20 protein-coding genes are annotated in these 18,376 nt (G+C 73.3%); 13 read left to right on the forward strand and 7 right to left on the reverse strand.

What is annotated here, in order from left to right:
* Positions 1-1,220: serine/threonine-protein kinase (locus ABD323_RS31710; RefSeq protein ID WP_344445489.1), on the reverse strand; the 1,220-nt coding region annotated here is incomplete at its 3' end.
* 230 nt (positions 1,221-1,450) lie between these two features.
* Between ABD323_RS31710 and ABD323_RS31715 the strand changes: the two genes are divergently transcribed.
* Positions 1,451-2,023 (forward strand): GNAT family N-acetyltransferase, encoded by a 573-nt coding sequence (locus ABD323_RS31715; protein WP_344445490.1) that lies wholly within the window; start codon positions 1,451-1,453, stop codon positions 2,021-2,023.
* Here ABD323_RS31715 and ABD323_RS31720 read toward each other — a convergent pair.
* Complete coding sequence (locus ABD323_RS31720) at positions 2,013-2,477, reverse strand: GNAT family N-acetyltransferase (RefSeq protein WP_344445491.1); 465 nt, start codon at positions 2,475-2,477, stop codon at positions 2,013-2,015. The genes ABD323_RS31715 and ABD323_RS31720 overlap by 11 nt on opposite strands.
* A gap of 80 nt (positions 2,478-2,557) precedes the next feature.
* On the opposite strand from ABD323_RS31720, the gene ABD323_RS31725 reads away from it, so the two are divergent.
* From ABD323_RS31725 to ABD323_RS31750, 6 genes are all read left to right on the forward strand, one after another.
* Positions 2,558-3,301: a class I SAM-dependent methyltransferase gene (locus tag ABD323_RS31725; protein WP_344445492.1), complete on the forward strand. Its 744-nt coding sequence runs from the start codon at positions 2,558-2,560 to the stop codon at positions 3,299-3,301.
* A gap of 151 nt (positions 3,302-3,452) precedes the next feature.
* Complete coding sequence (locus ABD323_RS31730; protein WP_344445493.1) at positions 3,453-3,869, forward strand: SRPBCC family protein; 417 nt, start codon at positions 3,453-3,455, stop codon at positions 3,867-3,869.
* A 202-nt stretch (positions 3,870-4,071) separates the two neighbouring features.
* Entirely contained in the window at positions 4,072-4,323 is a 252-nt protein-coding gene (locus ABD323_RS31735; RefSeq protein WP_344445494.1) for an SGM_3592 family protein, read from the forward strand.
* A 140-nt stretch (positions 4,324-4,463) separates the two neighbouring features.
* The gene (locus ABD323_RS31740; protein WP_344445495.1) at positions 4,464-5,147 is read left to right on the forward strand and encodes a tetratricopeptide repeat protein; all 684 of its coding nucleotides are present in this window, start codon (positions 4,464-4,466) and stop codon (positions 5,145-5,147) included.
* A gap of 180 nt (positions 5,148-5,327) precedes the next feature.
* On the forward strand, positions 5,328-5,780 hold the full coding sequence (locus ABD323_RS31745) for a (2Fe-2S) ferredoxin domain-containing protein (protein ID WP_344445496.1): 453 nt from the start codon (positions 5,328-5,330) through the stop codon (positions 5,778-5,780).
* Positions 5,781-5,819: 39 nt separating this feature from the next.
* Entirely contained in the window at positions 5,820-6,440 is a 621-nt protein-coding gene (locus ABD323_RS31750; protein WP_344445497.1) for a hypothetical protein, read from the forward strand.
* A 29-nt stretch (positions 6,441-6,469) separates the two neighbouring features.
* On the opposite strand, the gene ABD323_RS31755 is transcribed toward ABD323_RS31750, so the two are convergent.
* The 3 genes from ABD323_RS31755 to ABD323_RS31765 all read right to left on the reverse strand — a co-directional run bounded on the left by ABD323_RS31755 (position 6,470) and on the right by ABD323_RS31765 (position 8,625).
* Positions 6,470-6,751, reverse strand: a complete 282-nt coding sequence (locus tag ABD323_RS31755) for a DUF2087 domain-containing protein (protein WP_344445498.1) — start codon at positions 6,749-6,751, stop codon at positions 6,470-6,472.
* A gap of 110 nt (positions 6,752-6,861) precedes the next feature.
* Positions 6,862-8,082 carry a globin domain-containing protein gene (locus tag ABD323_RS31760; RefSeq protein ID WP_344445499.1) on the reverse strand — a complete coding sequence of 407 codons (1,221 nt, stop codon included), beginning with the start codon at positions 8,080-8,082 and terminating at the stop codon, positions 6,862-6,864.
* Positions 8,083-8,184: 102 nt separating this feature from the next.
* Positions 8,185-8,625, reverse strand: coding sequence for an RrF2 family transcriptional regulator (locus ABD323_RS31765; RefSeq protein WP_344445500.1), 441 nt, complete (start codon positions 8,623-8,625; stop codon positions 8,185-8,187).
* A 177-nt stretch (positions 8,626-8,802) separates the two neighbouring features.
* Here ABD323_RS31765 and ABD323_RS31770 point away from each other — a divergent pair, with 177 nt between their 5' ends.
* On the forward strand, positions 8,803-9,609 hold the full coding sequence (locus ABD323_RS31770) for a DUF4389 domain-containing protein (protein ID WP_344445501.1): 807 nt from the start codon (positions 8,803-8,805) through the stop codon (positions 9,607-9,609).
* 161 nt (positions 9,610-9,770) lie between these two features.
* Here the strand turns inward: ABD323_RS31770 and ABD323_RS31775 are convergent, their stop codons facing one another.
* A complete protein-coding gene (locus ABD323_RS31775) occupies positions 9,771-11,171 on the reverse strand; it encodes a glycosyl hydrolase family 28-related protein (protein WP_344445502.1) in 1,401 nt (466 codons plus the stop codon).
* A 130-nt stretch (positions 11,172-11,301) separates the two neighbouring features.
* Positions 11,302-12,048, reverse strand: coding sequence for a FadR/GntR family transcriptional regulator (locus tag ABD323_RS31780; RefSeq protein WP_344445503.1), 747 nt, complete (start codon positions 12,046-12,048; stop codon positions 11,302-11,304).
* Between the two features lie 274 nt (positions 12,049-12,322).
* On the opposite strand from ABD323_RS31780, the gene ABD323_RS31785 reads away from it, so the two are divergent.
* From ABD323_RS31785 to ABD323_RS31805, 5 genes are all read left to right on the forward strand, one after another.
* Positions 12,323-13,891, forward strand: coding sequence for an amino acid permease (locus ABD323_RS31785; protein WP_344445504.1), 1,569 nt, complete (start codon positions 12,323-12,325; stop codon positions 13,889-13,891).
* A gap of 135 nt (positions 13,892-14,026) precedes the next feature.
* Positions 14,027-15,385, forward strand: coding sequence for a glutamine synthetase family protein (locus ABD323_RS31790; protein WP_344445505.1), 1,359 nt, complete (start codon positions 14,027-14,029; stop codon positions 15,383-15,385).
* Complete coding sequence (locus tag ABD323_RS31795; protein WP_344445506.1) at positions 15,382-16,101, forward strand: gamma-glutamyl-gamma-aminobutyrate hydrolase family protein; 720 nt, start codon at positions 15,382-15,384, stop codon at positions 16,099-16,101. The genes ABD323_RS31790 and ABD323_RS31795 overlap by 4 nt, the downstream gene beginning before the upstream one ends.
* A gap of 122 nt (positions 16,102-16,223) precedes the next feature.
* Complete coding sequence (locus ABD323_RS31800) at positions 16,224-17,531, forward strand: aldehyde dehydrogenase family protein (RefSeq protein WP_425556226.1); 1,308 nt, start codon at positions 16,224-16,226, stop codon at positions 17,529-17,531.
* A gap of 4 nt (positions 17,532-17,535) precedes the next feature.
* Positions 17,536-18,303 carry a 3-oxoacyl-ACP reductase gene (locus ABD323_RS31805; protein WP_344445508.1) on the forward strand — a complete coding sequence of 256 codons (768 nt, stop codon included), beginning with the start codon at positions 17,536-17,538 and terminating at the stop codon, positions 18,301-18,303.
* The last annotated feature ends 73 nt before the right edge of the window (positions 18,304-18,376 follow it).

Below are 18,376 nucleotides of genomic sequence, written 5' to 3' on the forward strand. Positions count from 1 at the left end.
TTGGGGGGGCCCGACAGGGTGGACCCCGCCGGGGCGACGCTGGGCGGCGCGAGCGGCGCCGGGGGGACGGCGGGACGGGCGGGCGCGAGGGTCGGGGTGGGCGTGGGGACGGCGTCCGCCGGAGCCGGCGGGTCGGCGCGGTCGGCCGCAAGGGCCGCGTCGACCCCGTCCGCCGCCTCGGCGCCCGCAGGGGCCCCGGCGGCCTCGGCGGCCTCAGCGGTCCTGGCGGGTTCGGTGGCCACGGACGGCTGAGCCGGAGCGCTGGCGGCGGGTGCCGCGGCGGGTGCCCCGGCGGGCGCCGCGGGTGCGTCCGGTTCGCTGTCCAGGCCCAGCAGTTCCACCGCCAGCCGGGCCACCGAGCCGGAGAGCGCGGCGGGCAGCCAGCCGATCTGACCCAGGAGCACGGTGCCGCCCGCCCCACCCGTCAGCCGGTCCCGCAACTGTTCCGGAGTCGGCCGCCCGCCCGGCGACTTGGTCAGGCAGGCGAGGATCAGCATCCGCAACTGCCCGTCCAGGCGCCCCAGATCGGGTGCCTCGTGCAGCACCCGGTAGAGCTGCACCGCCGCGCTCACCTTCTCGCCGAACGGTGACACCCCGGTGGCCGCGTACGCCAGGACGGCGCCGAGCGAGAAGACGTCGCTGGGCGGTCCGGCCGGGTGGCCCTGCGCCTGCTCGGGTGACATGAAGCCGGGGGAGCCGACCACGAATCCGGACCGGGTGAGCGCGGTGGCCCCGTCCAGCGCGCGGGCGATGCCGAAGTCGATCAGCCGTGGACCGTCCAGCGCGAGCAGCACGTTGGAGGGTTTGACGTCGCGGTGCACCAGCCCGAGCCCGTGCACGGCCGCCAGGGTGTCGGCCAGCCCGACGCCCAGGGTGCGGACCGAGGCGGCCGGCAGCGGCCCGAACTGCCGGACCGCCGTGCCGAGGGCGGGGCCGGCGACGTAGCCGGTGGCGACCCACGGACGGTCCCCCTCGGTGTCGGCGTCCAGGACGGGCGCCGTCCAGCGGCTGCCGACCAGCCGGGAGGCCGCCACCTCGTGCCGGAACCGCGAGCGGAACTCGGGGTCGGCGGCCAGTGCGGAGTGCACCACCTTGACCGCCACCGTGCGCCCGCCGACCGTGCGCCCGAGGTAGACCTGGCCCATGCCGCCCGCCCCCAGACGGCGCAACAGCCGGTACTCGCCGATCCGTTGCGGATCCTCCGGACCCAGTGCCTGCATGCCCCACCCGCCCCTGCTGTCTGACCTGGTACGTGCCGGTCCGGGCGTCGCCGGTCCGTTGACTGGCACGACCGTACCCGGTGCGGAGGACCCTGCGGAGGGCCTGGGCGGTTCCCGCCCCGACGGTGTCCGCGAGCCCGCTGCGGCGGTCGGGCCGCCGCGAACGGGCGTACGGTCCAGTAGCGTTGGCCGCGCGTGGTGGGACCGGACACGAACGACTGGAGTGACGGGTGTACTTGCGCGATGTCGAACTCGGCGCCGAGGACCTGGACGCCTATCTGCGGATGCGCTGCGACCCGGTGATGATGGCCGAACTCGGCGGTCCGCTGCCCCGGGAGGGGATCGCGGAGAAGGTCGAGCGCGATGTGCGCACCGCGGCGTCGGACGCCGGGTGGATCAAGATGATCGTCCTGGACCGGTCCGAGCCGGCGGCGGCCGGCGCAGCGGAGAGCGGCGCAGGGACCGGGGCAGCGACGGTGGTGGCCGGGTCGGTCGTGCTCTGGGCGCACGAGGAGGACGGCGAGCCGATCTCCGAGATCGGCTGGATGGTGCTGCCGGAGTTCCAGGGCCGTGGCGTGGGTCGCCGGGCGGTCGCCGCGCTGCTCGAACTGGCCCGCGCGGACGGCCGCTGGGGGCGGGTGCACGCCTTCCCCGGCACCTCGAACGCCCCCTCCAACGGGATCTGCCGCTCGCTGGGCTTCACCCTGCGCGAGTCCCGCTCGGTGCTCTTCGCCGACCGGTTGCTGGAGACCAACCACTGGACCCTGGACCTCGCGGACGCCGGTGGTGCGCTCACGGAGTGAGGTGCGCCATCCATCTCTCGGGCTTCAGCAGCGGGGCGAACCCGACCCTGGCGTACACCGCGTGGGCGTCCTCGGTGGCCAGCAGGATCCGCGGCACGCCGAACGGCGCCAGATGGTCGCGGACGGCGGCGGCCAGCGCCGTGCCCAGCCCCCTGCCGCGGGCGGCCGGCGCGACGTAGACGTCGCAGAGCCAGGCGAAGGTGGCCCGGTCGGTGATCACCCGGGCGTAGCCGACCTGGGCGCCGTCCGCCCGCTCGTAGAGGCCGAAGTTGATCGAGCCGGCGACGGCCAGGTCCTGCTTCTCGCGCGAGCGCCCGAGCGCCCAGTAGGCGTCCTGCGACAGCCAACGGTGGATCAGGTCGACGTCGAGGCGCGCGGGGTCGGTGGAGATCTCGTAGCCGTCGGGCAGATCGCCGCCCTGGGGCCGGCCGGCACTGGCCTGGGTGATGGTCATACCTGAGTCTAGGACCGGCCCGATGTCCGTCATCCGGGCGGGCCGCCGCCGGCGCGGGACGGGTCGCTAGGGTCTGTCCGATGACAGCCACCCCTGCTGACGCCCGACGGGTCGCCGAGGAGTACCGGATCGCCCGCGAGGTGCCGCGAGCCGGCCTCGCCCAGTGGCGGGAGGCGATCGCCGCGGCCGCCGACCTCGGACCGGGACGGACCGTCCTCGACGTCGGAGCCGGCACCGGAGCCTTCGCGACGGCGCTGCGCGACTGGTTCGGCGTCCGCGTGCTCGCGATCGAGCCGGCGCCGGCGATGCGCGCCCTGATCCCGGCGGACGAGCGGATCGAGGTGCTGGCGGGGCACGCCGAGGCGCTGCCGGTGCCCGACGGGTGCGCGGACGCCGCCTGGCTGGGCTCGGTCGTCCACCATCTGAGCGACCTGGCCGCCACGGCCCGCGAACTGCGCCGGGCCCTGAAGCCCGGTGCGCCGGTCCTGATCCGCAACAGCTTCCCCGGCCGGTGCGCCGGTGACCTGCGGGTGCGGTACTTCCCGGAGAGCGAGCGGATCGTCGCCGGGTACCCGACCGTCGACGAGGTCTGCTCCGCCTTCGCGCCGGCCGGCTTCCGGCGGGTGTCGCTGCGCCCGCTCGCGCAGCAGAGCGCGCCGAGCCTGGCGGACTTCGCCGCCTCGATCCGGCGGGACGCGGACGCCAAGCTGCGGGGGCTGACCGACGAGGAGTTCGGCGACGGCATGGCCCGGCTGCGCGCGGCGGTCGCGGCGGACCCGGCGCAGCCCGCCACCAGCTGGCTGGACCTGCTGGTCCTGGCCTGACGGTGACCGGGCGCCGACCGGGGGCCGATTGCCCCGGCTCTGCCCTGCCCCGGCTCGGCCCCGCCCCTGGTCCGCTCCGGAGGGAAGGCTCTGGACAGATAGTCGCTGCGGAGATAATCTAAGAGCAGTTGATCCGAGCGAGGAGTTTGCTATGTGGGAGTACGAGCACGCCATCGAGTCCGACGCCACGCCCGCGGCGATCTGGCGGCTCTGGTCGGATGTCGAGAACTGGGGGAACTGGAACGCGGACATCGAGGCCATCGAGCTGCGCGGCCCGTTCGCGACCGGCACCGAGATCAGCATGACGCCCGCCGGCCAGGAGCCGGTCCTGCTCCGGATCGGCGACCTGGTGGAGGGCGAACTGTTCGTCGACGAGGCCGAGTTCGACGGTCTGCTGCTGCGCACCATGCACCGGGTCGAGTCGCTGGCGGGGGAGCGCAGCCGGGTGGTCTACCGGATGGAGATCACCGGCCCGGCCGCCGACGAGGCCGGTCCGCAGATCGGCCCGGCGGTCACCGGCGACTGGCCGGAGACGATGGCCGCCCTGGTCGCCCACGCCAAGGGCTGAGCCCCCTGCCGCCCCACGGCCCCCTCGGGACGGTACCGACCGTCCCGCTCCGCGCCCGGCCCTGCCCGCCCTCCGGCGGGCGGGGCCGGCGCCGTTGCGGGCGCCGGGGGCCGGGCACCAGGCGGGTGGTGCGTGCGTTGACAGGGGTGAGTGGAGACAGGGGTGAGTGCGGCGCCGCCGCAGGGTGAGAGGTCGTGAGCCGATGAGCAGCGCGTGGGGGTCGCCCGGCGGCGACGGGGACGAGCGGGGTGGGCCGGGCGACTGGGACGACGTCGAGCTGGACGAGCGGTTCATCCGTTCGGCGCCGGTGACCGAGCCGTCCGGCCGGGCCCGGATGCTCGCCGCCCGCTGGCGTCGCGAGCCGCCCGAGCCGCAGCCCTGGCGCTCCGACCGGCCGCCGGCCGGGTGGTTCTGGAGCCGGGTGCGGGGGCGCGGCCGCCGGCGTCGGCGCTGAGCCGGCCCGCGGCCCGGGCGCGGCGGTGGCGAAGAGCCGGAACTCGTCGGAAGCGGCGCAAAATCCCGTGGCGCGCTCCAGTGCTCGGGATAGGTTGACCCACGTTCGACGGGATGACCGAAGCGACACGGGGAGAGCACATGGGACAGGTGGATCGGATCGAACGGGCGCGACAGCTCTGCGATCAGGCGGTCTTCGGGGGTGTGGACGAGGCGCTGCTGACGGCCGATCAGGAGTTGGACGGTGCCGAGGCGGACCTGCTGCTGACCCGTGGGCGGGTCCTGCACGCGCGCTTCCTGGCGGACCGTCACAGCGAGTCGCCGGGCTCGGTCGCGCCGGAGCTCATAGCCCGGGAGCTGGCGATGTTCGAACGCGCGGTGGAGCTCTTCCACCGGGTGGGCGACCTGCGGGGCGAGGGGGAGGCGCTGTTCTGGGTCGGCATCTTCCACCAGGTGGTCCAGGGGGACGGCGGCACCGCGCTGCCGTACTTCGAGAAGGCCTACGCGGCCGCCGAGGCGTTCGGCGACCGCCTCACGCTCTCCTACGCCGCCCGGCACCTCGGGTTCTTCGAGCAGGAGGCGGGCCGCACGGCGCAGGCCCGGGCCCGGCTGGAGGAGTCGGTGCGGTTGCGGGAGGAGATCGACTTCCGGGCGGGCGTCGCCGCCGGCAAGCTCGCACTCGCCGGACTGGCCGCCGAGGAGGGCGACCACGCCGCGGCGGCGCTGCTGCTGGACGAGGCGGACGCGGTCGCGGAGTCCTGCGGTGCGCACGGCGTGCGCCGCTGGATCGCGCATGCGCGGATCGAGCTGGCGTCCGCGAGCTGACGACAGGCCGGGCGCGGGCCGGGCGTGGGAGGAGGGGCGGAGGCGGGCGCGGGGCCGGCGGGCGGCATGATCTGATGATCATGACAGCCCGCCCCGCGCCCACCTCCGTACCCGCGCCTGCGCCCGCAGCCGCCCGTGCGGGCGGGCCCCGGTCGGCGGACGAGAGACGGGTAGGGGCCAGTGGCCAGGAGTTCGAGGGCCTCGAAGGCGACGAGGACGGCGAAGGGCGCGGAGGCGGCCGGCCGTGACGGTGCGCCGCGCTGCACGGTCACGGTCTGCCGGGGCTGCTGCTGCGGCACGCCCAAGATCCCCGGTCTCGACCACGCCGCCCAACTGACCGGGCTGCGCGCCTCGCTGGCCGGCGTGGCCACGGTCCGTCCGGTCGGCTGCCTGGACGCCTGCGACCATGCCAATGTGATCGTCATACAGCCCTCGGCGCAGGGGCGTCGGGCCGGCGGCCGTCCGGTCTGGCTCGGGCTGGTCAACGACCCGCAGGCGGCCCAGGACATCACCGACTGGGTCGCGGCCGGCGGGCCCGGCCTGGCCGAGACGCCCGAGATCCTCGATCTCTACACCTTCGCGCCCTCCCGCCGGATCCGGGAGTCGCTCGCCCGCGAGGCCGGCGACACCTGAGGGCCGGCGCTGTCGGCGGGCCGTGGCAGGATCGGTGCCATGGACATGAGTGCGGCGATCGAGACGGTACTGGCCGACCACGGAGTGGAACGCTCCGGTGAGGAGGGGGAGTCGGGCTGGCACCCGGCGGGTGAGGTGGTGGTGCGCGGCGGCGTCGCGATGAACGCGCTGGACGCACCGGAGATGATGTTCCTCGAGGCGCTCCCCGAGGGCCGGCACCAGGTCTACCTCAGCTACCGGGACGTGCCGCGCGAGCCGGGCGAGGACCGCGCCGCCCGCGAGGTCGACGCGGTCGCGCTGGTGGCGGCCGGGGCCGGCCCGCAGGCGGTCACCGAGGCCGAGTACCAGGACGAGGCGGACGACGTGAACTTCGTCGGTGAGCACCTCTCCGCGCTCTACTGCGACGCCGGCCGCTGGGCGATCGGGCGCGCGCTGCAGGAGGTGAGCGGGGTGGCGGACTACGCCGACCACGCGCTGGCCGAGCTGCGGGCCCAGGAGGCGTCCGGCGTGGCGCACCCGGTGCTCTCGGTGGTCTTCGACCCGGAGAGCGGGGCCAACGCCCTGATCTTCCCGACCTGTGCCGACGTCAGTTCGACCATCCTGGTCGGGCGGGACGAGGCCGGCGAGGGCGTCTGCGTCGTGTGGGCCGACTTCGACTGACGGGCTGTCCGCCGCCCGCCGCCCGCCGGTCAGACCGGCGCGTCCGTCGGCGGGCGGTGGTAGCGGCTGCCGTCCCGGGTGCGGGAGAGCCGGCCGCTCTCCACCAGGTAGCGGCGCAGTGCCGAGCAGTCGTCATGGACCGTGCGCAGCGCCTGGTTGACCTCGGGCTCGGTGTAGTCCCGCTCGGGCTCGAAGAGCGTCCGGGCCAGGTGGTCGAGGAGTTGGGCCCGGCGGGCCTCCTTGCGGGGGATCGCGGTGAGCCGGCCCTGGCGGAAGAGGGCGGCGACGCCGTGGGCGCCGGGGTCGGACATGGCGGGGTTCTCCTCGAAGCCGTGGACGTACACCGTCAGGCTGGCACGGCGGGCGGTGGCGGGGCACCTGGTTTTGCCCGTGGGCCCCGCGATGCCGGCCGCGATCGGCTTCAGCCCTGGGCGAGCCAGAGGTCCGGGCCGAAGACCTCGTAGTGGATGTCCGCGGCACCGAGCCCGGCGGCCAGCAGCTGGGTGCGGGCCGCGCGCAGGAAGGGCAGCGGGCCGCAGAGGTAGGCCACGGTGTCGGCGGGCAGGTCGAGGCCGGCCAGGTCGAGCCGGCCGGTCCGGTCGGCGGGCCAGTCGCCGGCCGGCTCCTCGTACCAGACGTGGGCGTCGGCGTCGGCCAGCTTGGCGGTCAGCAGGGCCAGGTCGTCGCGGAAGGCGTGGGTGGCCTGGCTCCGGTCGGCGTGCACCGAGACGACCCGGCGGGTGGAGCCGGTGCCCGCCAGGTGGCCGAGCATGCCGATCATCGGGGTGCAGCCGATGCCGGCCGAGGCGAGCAGCACCGGTCGAGTGTCCGCCGCGTCGAGGTGGACGTCGCCGGCGGGGGCGCTGATCCGCAGCAGGGTGCCGGGGAGCGCGTGGTCGTGCAGCCAGGCGGAGACCTCGCCGTTGGGCCCGCCGTCGAGGAGCCCGCTGCCGCTCCGCTCGCCGGCGACCCGCTTGACGCTGAAGCAGAGCGCCTCGTCGAGCTGTCCGGACAGGCTGTACTGGCGTATCTGCCGCGCGCCGTCGGGGAGTTCGACCTGGACCGAGACGTACTGGCCGGGGCGGTGGGCGGGCAGCGGGCGGTCGTCGGCGGGACGGGCCAGGAAGGTCACCACCTCGTCGGTCTCCTGCCGGCGCCCGACGATCCGGTAGCTGCCCCAGACGTCGCCGTCCGGGGTGCCGGCCTGCTGGTAGAGCCGGGCCTCGATGGCGATCAGCGCGTTGGCCATGAGCCAGTAGACCTCGTCCCAGGCGGCGGCCACCTCCGGGGTCACCGCCTCGCCGAGCACCTCGACGATGGCGGCGAACAGGTGCTCCTGGACGATCGGGTACTGCTCGGGCCGGATGCCGAGCGAGACGTGCTTGTGCGCGATCCGGGCGAGCATCGCGTCCGGTCGCACGTCGGGCCGCTCGACCAGCACGGTGGCGAAGGCGGCGATCGCGCCGGCCAGGGCCTGCTGCTGGCTGCCGTTCGCCTGGTTGCCGCGGTTGAAGAGGTCGCGCAGCAGGTCCGGGTGGGCGGCGAACAGCCTGCGGTAGAAGATCGGGGTGATCTCCCCGATCGCACCACCGACGGCGGGGAGGGTGGCGCGGACGGTCCGGACAGCCTGCTCGGAGAGCATTTCCGACTCCAAATGTGTAGATGAGATTCGTATTTGACGGCCTGAGTGAGCGCCTGCCGGGGCAGGCGCCGTGCGGGACCGGGCGGGGGTGGGAGGGCGGGGTCAGTCGGCCGGGCGCGAGCTCAGCGCGAGCAGCACCGGACCGGTGGGCGCGGCCACCAGATCCTCGATGCTGAGCGGGTCCAGGGCGGCGAAGAACGCCTCCTGGGCCGTCCGCAGGGCCCCGCGCAGGCGGCACGCCGCCCGCAGCGGGCAGGGCGGGTCGTCCTCGCAGCCGACCACGTCGCCCGCGCCCTCCAGGTCACGGACCAGCTGGCCCAGCGACCCGGTCCGGCCGGCCCGGGTGAGGGTGAGCCCGCCGCCGTTGCCGCGGCGCGCCTCCACCACCCCCAGGTGCTGCAGCCGGCTGACCACCTTCGCCGCGTGCGTGTACGGCACGTCGACGGCGGTGGCCACCTCGCGGGTGGTGGGGGTCTGGCCCTCCAGGACCGCCAGTCGCATGGCGATGCGGAGGGCGATGTCCGTTCCCTTGGTCAGTCGCACGGCTTGACTCTAGCAATTGGTATCTCAAAATCCAATTAACACCGAGCCCCCTCCCCGGCCTGTCCCCGCCCGTCCGGCCGCGAGCGGATGCCGCCCGGGCCGTGGCCTGCGAGCGTGGCGGCAGGGCCTGCCGACCGGCGGGGCGGCGGGGCGGGTGGCGGACGGAAGGAGCACGCGATGGCGCAGACGCAGGGCGGCTGGACGATGCCGGAGGCGACCGGGCCGGTGGAGTGGCTGCCGACCCTGGACATCCCGGAGCCGGGCCGGCAGCGCCGGTGGACCGTGCTGCTGCGGTGGCTGCTGCTGGTCCCGCAGTTCATCGTGCTCTGGGTGCTCGCCGTGGTGGCCTTCTTCGTGGTGATCGCCGGCTGGTTCGCCGCGCTCTTCACCGCCCGGCTGCCCGACTCGATCGCGCGCTACCTGACCGGCTACCTCGGGTACGAGACCCGGGTGATGGCCAGCCAGTCGCTGCTGATGGACCGCTACCCGCCGTTCGCGCTCCGCCCGCCGGCCGACTACCCGGTGCAGCTGGAGGTGCGGCCCGGGGAGCTCAACCGGCTCGCGGTGTTCTTCCGGCTGATCCTGATGATCCCCGCGGCGATCATCAGCGGGCTGGCCTGGTCGGGGTGGCTGGTGCTGGCCTTCTTCCTCTGGGTGGTGGTGCTGGTCCTGGGGCGGATGCCCCGGCCGGTCTTCGAGGCGACCGCCGCCACGCTGCGCTACCGGATGCGGTTCACGGCGTACGCGCTGATGCTGACCGCCGCCTACCCCAAGCGCCTGTTCGGCGAGGAGGAGTCGGCGCTGGCGGCCGACGCGCGCTCGGCGACCCGCCCGCTGGTGCTGGGCACGCCGGGCAGGGTGCTGCTGGTGGCGTTCCTGGTGCTGGGGCTGGCGAGCAACGCGGTGTCCGAGGCGACCGCCAACTGGAACGACGACACCAACGACAACCCGGCGGTCAGCACGGCGCCGGCGCCGATCCGTTAGGGTCCGGCCGGTCCCGTCCGGCCTCCACCGGCCCGGCCCGGCCCTGTCCGGCCCTGTCCGGCCTCATCCGGCCCGGCCGCCGCGACGGGATCGCCGCGGGCGGCCGGGCCGGCCCGCTGCCGGGCGCTCGGCGTGAGGCGTGAGGCATCGGGCGTGAGGTGTCAGGCGTTCAGCGCCGACCAGAGCCAGGCGCCGCCCACCCGGACGTACAGGCGCCTGGCCACCACGTCGACCGCCATCGTGCCGTCCAGCGGGGCGTGGCTGAACGAGGCGTCGGTGACCGGCCCGCTCACCAGGCGCAGCGGGGGATTGGCCTGGTGGTGGGTGGGCAGGGTGCCGCCGTTCTGGGTGCCGCTGCTGCCGTAGCAGTTCTCCACCCGGAAGTCGCCGGTGCTGGAGCTCTCGTAGTACACGTGGCTGCCGTTGGGCTTGGTGAGGTAGTGCCCGGTCACGTTGCGCAGCACGGCCGTCGAGCCGCCGCCGGAGTACAGGTCGACCCCGGAGTTCACGGTCGCCACCGCGCCGTTGGCGATCAGCACGTTCTCCAGGGCGCTGTTGTTCGCCGCCCAGGCGATGATGTTCTGGGCGGTGCTGTAGCCGGGGGCGAAGTTGCCCGCGTAGCAGTAGATGTTCGTCGCGTAGACGTGGGTGCAGGAGGCGTCGGCCTTCAGGTGCGGGCCGCCCTGGATCCGCGAGGTCTCGAACTTGCAGTCCGTCAGGTAGATCCCGTTGGGGCTGTTGGTCGCGGCGGTCCCCTGGGTGATCCAGAGCGCGCCGGTGCCGAAGTTCTCCAGCCGGCAGCCGACGAAGTGCACCTGGTTGACGTTGTCCGGGCTGTAGCCGTAGCCGCTGGTGGCCGAGGAGTTGCGCAGCCAGATGTTGGGCTGGGTGGTGCTGCCCGGCGTGCCGGTGCACGACTCGATCACCAGGTTGTAGAACCGCGAGTCCCAGAACTCCACCGCGTCGACGCACAGGTCGTTGTTGCTCGACATGTAGACGTCGCGGAAGTAGGAGTTGTTGTTGTAGTACAGCTCGACGAGCAGGCCGGTCTTGTTGTTGCCGTTGAACCCGAGGTTCTCCACCGAGCAGTAGCTCAGGCGGGTGGCGCCGCTCAGGTCGGACTGCGGCCCGGACATCCGCAGCAGGATCCCGTTGCCGCCCTTGAGCAGGGTGGCGGCCCGGCTGCTCGCGCCGACCAGCCGGACACCGCGGGCGGTGACGGCCAGGGCCGGGTTGCCGCTGCTCGGGGTGACCAGGTACGTCCCCTCGGGCAGGTAGACGGTGCCGCCGCCGGCCGCGCCGGCCGCGGTGATCGCACTCTGCACGGCCGCGGTGTCGTCGGTGGCGCCGTCGCCGACCGCGCCGTAGGCCTTCACGTCGAACCAGTCCAGCGAGCCGGCGGTCGCGGCCTGCGCCGGGGCGGCCGCGGCAGCGGCCGGGTCGGCGGCCTGCCCCGCGGCGGTGGCGGCGGGGGTGGCCGCGCCGCCGAGCAGCGCGGCGGCGGTGCCGGCCAGGAAGGCCCGGCGCCGCGTGCTGTTCGCTGAATCCCCCGATGTGTTCACTCTGCGATCCTCTCGGCCTCTGCGGTGCGCACGGCCGGCGGTCCCGGCCGTCACGACAAGATCGCAGCGGGGCTGAGGGGCAGTCAAATCTCCTGCTCCCGCGCCGAGCCCGGGGTCGCCGGGGACGGGGTCAGCCGAGGAAACCGCGCAGCAGGGCGGCCGTGGCCTCCAGGTGCTCCTCGGTGGAGCGGCGGGCGCCGGGAACGTCGCCGGCCAGGATCGCCTCGGCCATCGCCCGGTGCTGGTGCGAGGCGTGCTCGATGTTGCGCTCCAGCATCGGGATGGCGTTGAGCAGGTCGTTCAGGCGCATCCGGCTCTCGGCGATCTGGGCGGCCAGCGAGTGCGAGCCGGTGAGCTCGGCGATCGCCAGGTGGAAGCGCGAGTCCAGGCTCCGGTAGTCGTCGGAGCAGGCGCCCTCGAGGTCGCCGAGCCGCTGCTGGAGGTAGGCGCGCTGGTCGGGGCTCAGCTCGCGCCGGGCGGCGAGCTCGGAGGCGCCGGTCTCCAGGACCAGCCGGTAGGTCAGCGCGTCCTCCAGTTCGGCGCCCATGTCCTGCACCGCCCGCCGGAGTTCACCCAGATCGGGCGGCGGCAGCCGGTAGGTGACGAAGGTGCCGCCGTAGCGGCCGCGCCGGGACTCCACGCAGCCGGCCTCCTGGAGCGAGCGGATCGCCTCGCGCAGGGTCTCGCGGCTCACGTGCAGCCGGGCGGCGAGTTCGCGCTCGGCCGGCAGACGGTCGCCGTAGCCGAAGACGCCGAGCTTCACCGCCTCCAGGATCCGCTCCACGGTCTCCTCGAAGGCGTTGCCGGTCCGCACGGGGCGGAAGATCGCGCCGCCCTGCCAGTCCATCCGCGGGTCGCGGTCGCTTTCGAGGTCCACGGGGGAATCGTACCGAGGTGCGAGCGGCCGTGGGCCGATTCCGGGCCGCCGGACCTGCGGGGAGCCGGTGGACCGCCTCGGCGGGCCCGCCGGGAGCGCGGGTCGGTGACGATTCGGCGGACCGCCCGTGCGCCCCTTGACGTGGGGAGCGCGCAGGGTGAAACATGCGCCTTACGTCAATGGTCTGGTTCCGGGCCATTGATTGCCGCAGCTGACGACGACGACGCTGTGGGCGCACGTTTCGGATCCCCCACCGAACCCCCAAGGGGTGCGCATGTCTCCCGAGCACTCACCTGTCCCCTCCTCCGCGGCGCCAGGCGCCGCAGTAGCGCCCGACGCACCCGAGGTAGCCCTGTCCGCCGACGAACAGCGGCTGCGCGAGCTCGGTTACACCCAGGAGCTGGCCCGCTCGCTGTCGAGTTTCTCCAACTTCGCGGTCTCCTTCTCCATCGTCTCCATCCTCTCCGGCTGCCTGACCCTCTACGGCTTCGGCATGGCGACCGGTGGCCCGGCCCTGATCACCTGGGGCTGGCCGCTGGTGGGTCTGATGACGCTCTGCGTGGGCCTGGCGATGGCCGAGATCTGCTCCGCGTTCCCGACCGCCGGCGGCCTCTACTACTGGGCGGCCAAGCTGGCCCCCTCGCACGGGCCGGCCTGGAGCTGGTTCACCGGCTGGTTCAACTTCCTGGGCCAGGTCGCGGTCACCGCGGGCGTCGACTACGGCGCCGCGAGCTTCACCAACGCCCTGCTGGAACTGCAGTTCGGCTTCGCGGCCACCCCGCAGCACACCGTGGAGATCTTCGCGGTCATCCTGATCCTGCACGGCCTGCTGAACAGCTTCGGCGTGCGCCTGGTGGCGCTGTTCAACAACGTCAGCGTCTGGTGGCACCTGGTCGGCGTGGTGGTCATCGTCGGCGCGCTGGCCATCGTTCCCGCGCACCACGCCTCGCCGTCCTTCGTGCTGGGGCACTTCGTCAACGAGACCGGGTTCCACAGCCCGTTCTACGTCAGCCTGTTGGGCCTGCTGCTCGCCCAGTACACGCTGACCGGCTACGACGCCTCCGCGCACATGACCGAGGAGACCCAGGACGCGGCCCGCTCGGGCCCGCGCGGCATCGTCAACTCGATCCTGGTCTCGCTGGTGGCCGGCTGGATCCTGCTGCTGGGCCTGACCTTCGCGATCCAGAACTACGACGGCGAGCTCTCCAGCGCCACCGGCGTGCCGCCGGCGCAGATCTTCCTGGACGCGGTCGGGGCCACCGGCGCCAAGCTGCTGCTGCTGATCGTGATCGGCGCCCAGTTCTTCTGTGGGATGGCCTCGGTGACCGCCAACTCCCGGATGATCTATGCTTTCTCGCGGGACGGCGCACTGCCCGGCTCGCGGATCTGGCACCGGATCGACGCGCGCACCCAGACGCCGACCAACGCGATCTGGCTGGCCACCGGCGGCGCCTTCCTGCTGGGCCTGCCCGCCCTGTGGAACACCACCGCGTACGCCGCCGTCACCTCGGTCTCGGTGATCGGCCTCTACCTCGCCTATGTGATACCGGTCTACCTGAGGCTCCGTCAGGGCGATGAATTCCAGCGCGGGCCTTGGAACTTGGGCCGCTGGAGCCGTCCGGTCGGGATCGTCGCGGTGGGCTGGACGGCGCTGATCACGGTGCTCTTCATGCTCCCCACGGTCAGTCCGATCACGGCGAAGAGCTTCAACTACACTTCGGTCGCCGTGGCAGTGGTGCTCGGCTTCGCGGGGCTGTGGTGGCTGGTGTCCGCCCGCCGCTGGTTCACCGGTCCCCGGATCAACAACGAGGACTCGATCGTGCCCGTCGGCGAAGACCTCTGACGGAGCGTCGGGTCCGGCTGTCACGCTCCCCGCACCACCCGCTCCCCGCACCACCCGCTCGTGCATCACCCCGCTCGTGTACCACCGCTCGTGTTCCACCAGCTCATGTACCGCCCCGACCGAAGAGGAGAACCAATGAGCAGCGCCCGGCTGACCCTGGATCAGCTCCGCGCACGCGTCGCCGACGGCAGCGTCGACACAGTGGTGCTTGCGATGACCGACATGCAGGGCCGCCTGCAGGGCAAGCGGCTGGCCGCCGACTACTTCCTCAGCGACGTGGTCGACCACGCCGCCGAGGGCTGCGGCTACCTGCTGGCCGTGGACATCGACATGAACACCGTCGACGGCTACGAGAACTCCTCCTGGGAGACCGGCTACGGCGACTTCGTCATGGTTCCCGACCTGGCCACGCTGCGGATGATCCCCTGGCACCCCGGGACCGCCATGGTGCAGTGCGACATCACCCAGCACGACGGCAGCCCGATCAGCGTCTCGCCCCGGCAGATCCTGCGCCGCCAGCTGGACCGGCTCGCCGCCCGCGGCTGGCAGGCCTACGTCGGCACCGAGCTCGAGTTCATCGTCTTCAAGGACAGCTACGAGGCCGCCTGGGACAAGGACTACGCCAAGCTCACCCCGGTCAACCAGTACAACGTGGACTACTCGCTGCTGGGCACCGCCCGGATCGAGCCGCTGCTGCGCCGGCTGCGCAACGAGATGGCCGGCGCCGGCCTGACGGTGGAGTCCGCCAAGGGCGAGTGCAACCTGGGCCAGCACGAGATCGCCTTCAAGTACGACACCGCGCTGACCGCCTGCGACGACCACTCGGTCTACAAGACCGGCGCCAAGGAGATCGCCTCGCAGGAGAACGTCAGCCTGACGTTCATGGCCAAGTACAACGAGCGCGAGGGCAACTCCTGCCACATCCACCTGAGCCTGCGCGACGCGGCGGGCGCCCCGGTGATGGCGGGCGAGGGCCCCGGCGGCTTCTCCAAGGTGATGGAGCACTTCCTGGCCGGCCAGCTGGCCTGCCTGGCCGACTTCGCCCTGCTGCTCGCGCCGACCGTCAACTCCTACAAGCGGTACGTGCCGGGCAGCTTCGCGCCCACCGCGATCGCCTGGGGACGCGACAACCGCACCTGCGCGCTGCGGGTGGTCGGCCACGGCCACTCGCTGCGCTTCGAGAACCGGGTCCCCGGCGGTGACGTCAACCCGTACCTGGCGGTGGCCGCGCTGATCGCCGCCGGACTGCACGGCGTCGAGCAGGAGCTGGAGCTGGAGCCGGAGTTCACCGGCAACGCCTACGCCTCCGACGCGCCGCGGGTGCCCGCCACGCTGCGCGACGCGGTCGAGCTCTTCGAGCGCAGCGAGGTCGCCGCCGAGGCCTTCGGCAAGGACGTGGTGCGCCACTACACGCACGCCGGCCGGACCGAACTGACCGCCTTCGAGGCCGCCGTGACCGACTGGGAGCGCCGCCGCGGGTTCGAGCGGCTGTGAGCGGCGCGCCGCTGGTGGGGATCACCAGCTACCTGGAGCACGCCGCCTGGGGTGTCTGGAACCAGCCGGCGGCGCTCGTCCCGCAGTCGTACGTGCACGCGATCACGGCGGCCGGTGGCATCCCGGTGCTGCTGCCGCCGCAGCCGCCGGGGTCCCAGGACGGACGGACCGGTGCCGCCGAGGCGCTGCTGGCCCGGCTGGACGCGCTGGTGCTCTCCGGTGGACCGGACGTCAACCCCGAGCGCTACCGGGCCCAGCCGCACCCGCAGACCAGCGCGCCGCACGAGGAGCGCGACGCCTGGGAGTTCGCGCTGGCCCGGGTGGCGCTGGCCGGGCGGCTGCCGGTGCTCGGCATATGCCGGGGACTGCAACTGCTCAACGTGGCGCTCGGCGGCGACCTGGTCCAGCACCTGCCGGACCGGATCGGCGACCAGAGCCACCAGATCTCGCCCGGCACCTTCCACCGCCGCACCGTGACGGTGGAGCCCGGCAGCCGGCTCGGCGCGATCGTCGGGGCGACGACCGAGGCGCACTGCTACCACCATCAGGCGGTGGACCGGCTCGGCGCGGGCCTGGTCCCGGTGGCGCACAGCGCCGACGGGACGGTGGAGGCGCTCGAGTTGCCCGGGGCGCGGTTCGTGCTCGGGGTGCAGTGGCACCCGGAGGTGGACCCGGGCGACCCGCGGGTCTTCCAGGCCCTCGTCAACTCCGCCTGATCCCATAATCTCTGACCAGACGTCAACTCCCTTACCTAGGAGAACGCAGCGTGAGCAGTCCCGGACCCGAGCTCTACGAGGTGGTCAACCCCGCCACCGAAGAGGTGATCGAGACGGTGGCGATGGCCTCGGAGGCCGAGACCGACGCCGCCATCGCCCGTGCCAAGGCCGCGTTCGAGAGCTGGCGCCGGGTCAGCCCCGCCGACCGGGCCCGGCTGCTGCGGGCCTTCGCCGCCGCGGTGGACGCCGACCGCGAGCACCTCGCCCAGCTGGAGATCGCCAACGCCGGCCACACCGTGGGCAACGCCCGCTGGGAGGCGGGCAACGCCCGTGACGTGCTGGAGTACTACTCCGCCGCCCCCGAGCGGCTCTTCGGCCGGCAGATCCCGGTGGCCGGCGGCATCGACCTCACCTTCCAGGAACCGCTGGGCGTGGTCGGCGTCATCGTGCCGTGGAACTTCCCGCTGCCGATCGCGGCCTGGGGCCTGGCCCCGGCGCTCGCGGCCGGCAACACGGTGGTCCTCAAGCCCGCCGAGCTCACCCCGCTGACCGCGCTGCGGCTGGCCGAGCTGGCGCTGGCGGCCGGGATCCCCGAGGGCGTGCTGCAGGTGCTGCCCGGCTACGGCCCGGTGGTGGGGCGGCGCTTCGTCACCCACCCGGACGTGCGCAAGGTGGTCTTCACCGGCTCCACCCGGGTCGGCAAGGAGATCGCGGCGGGCTGCGCCGAGCAGGTCAAGCCGGTCACCCTGGAGCTCGGCGGCAAGAGCGCCAACATCGTCTTCGCCGACGCGGACCTCGCCCGGGCGGCCGCCACCGCGCCCTACGCGGTCTTCGACAACGCCGGCCAGGACTGCTGCGCCCGCTCGCGGATCCTGGTCCAGGAGAGCGTGCTGGAGGAGTTCCTGGCGCTGCTGGAGCCGGCCGTGCTCGGCGTGAAGGTCGGCGACCCGCGCGACGAGCAGACCGAGATGGGTCCGCTGATCTCGGCCGCGCACCGCGCGCGGGTGGCGTCCTACCTGGACGACGACGTGTCGATCCGCCTGCAGGGCAAGGCCCCCGAGGGCAAGGGCTTCTGGTTCCCGCCGACCGTGCTCTGCCCGGTCGACCAGGACTCCCGGGTCTTCACCGAGGAGGTCTTCGGCCCGGTGGTCGCGGTCGTGCCCTTCCGCGACGAGCAGGACGCCCTGCGGATCGCCAACGCGACCGAGTACGGCCTGTCCGGCTCGATCTGGACCCGCGACCTGGGCCGCGGGCTGCGGATGGCGCGCGGCGTGGAGGCCGGCAACCTCTCCGTCAACTCGCACTCCTCGGTGCGCTACACGACCCCGTTCGGCGGGTTCAAGCAGTCCGGTCTGGGCCGCGAGCTCGGCCCGGACGCCCTCAACGCCTTCACCGAAACCAAGAACGTCTTCATCTCCACGGAGGAGTAACACCATGACCAACCGCCTCGACGGCCGGGTGGCCGTCATCACCGGCGCGGGCAGCGGCATCGGCCTGGCCACCGCGCGTCGATTCGCCTCCGAGGGTGCCAAGGTCGTCTGCGTGGACCTCGACGAGGCCTCGGGCAAGGCCGCGGCCGACGAGGTCGGCGGCCTGTTCATCAAGGCCGACGTCACCAACGAGGACGCCGTGCGCGAGATGTACCAGACGGCCGTGGACACCTACGGCAGCGTGGACATCGCCTTCAACAACGCCGGCATCTCGCCGCCCGACGACGACTCGATCCTGACCACCGGCCTGGAGGCCTGGAAGCGGGTCCAGGACGTCAACCTGACCAGTGTCTACCTCTGCTGCAAGTACGCGATCCCGCACATGCAGCGCCAGGGCAAGGGCTCCATCATCAACACCGCCTCGTTCGTCGCGGTGATGGGTGCGGCCACCTCGCAGATCTCCTACAGCGCCTCCAAGGGCGGCGTGCTGGCGATGTCGCGCGAGCTGGGCGTGCAGTTCGCCCGCGAGGGCATCCGGGTCAACGCGCTCTGCCCGGGGCCGGTGAACACCCCGCTGCTGCAGGAGCTGTTCGCCAAGGACCCGGAGCGCGCCGCGCGCCGCCTGGTGCACATCCCGCTGGGCCGGTTCGCCGAGCCGACCGAGATCGCGGCCGCGGTCGCCTTCCTGGCCAGCGACGACTCCTCGTTCATGACCGCCAACACCTTCCTGGTCGACGGCGGCATCTCCGGCGCGTACGTGACCCCCGAGTAGGCCTCGGCCCGGTACCACGCACGACCGGCGGCGACCCGCGGGAAGAGCGCCTGCTGGTTGACCTCGCCGATGG

It is taken from the genome of Kitasatospora nipponensis (assembly GCF_039528135.1).
Lineage (GTDB): Bacteria > Actinomycetota > Actinomycetes > Streptomycetales > Streptomycetaceae > Kitasatospora > Kitasatospora nipponensis.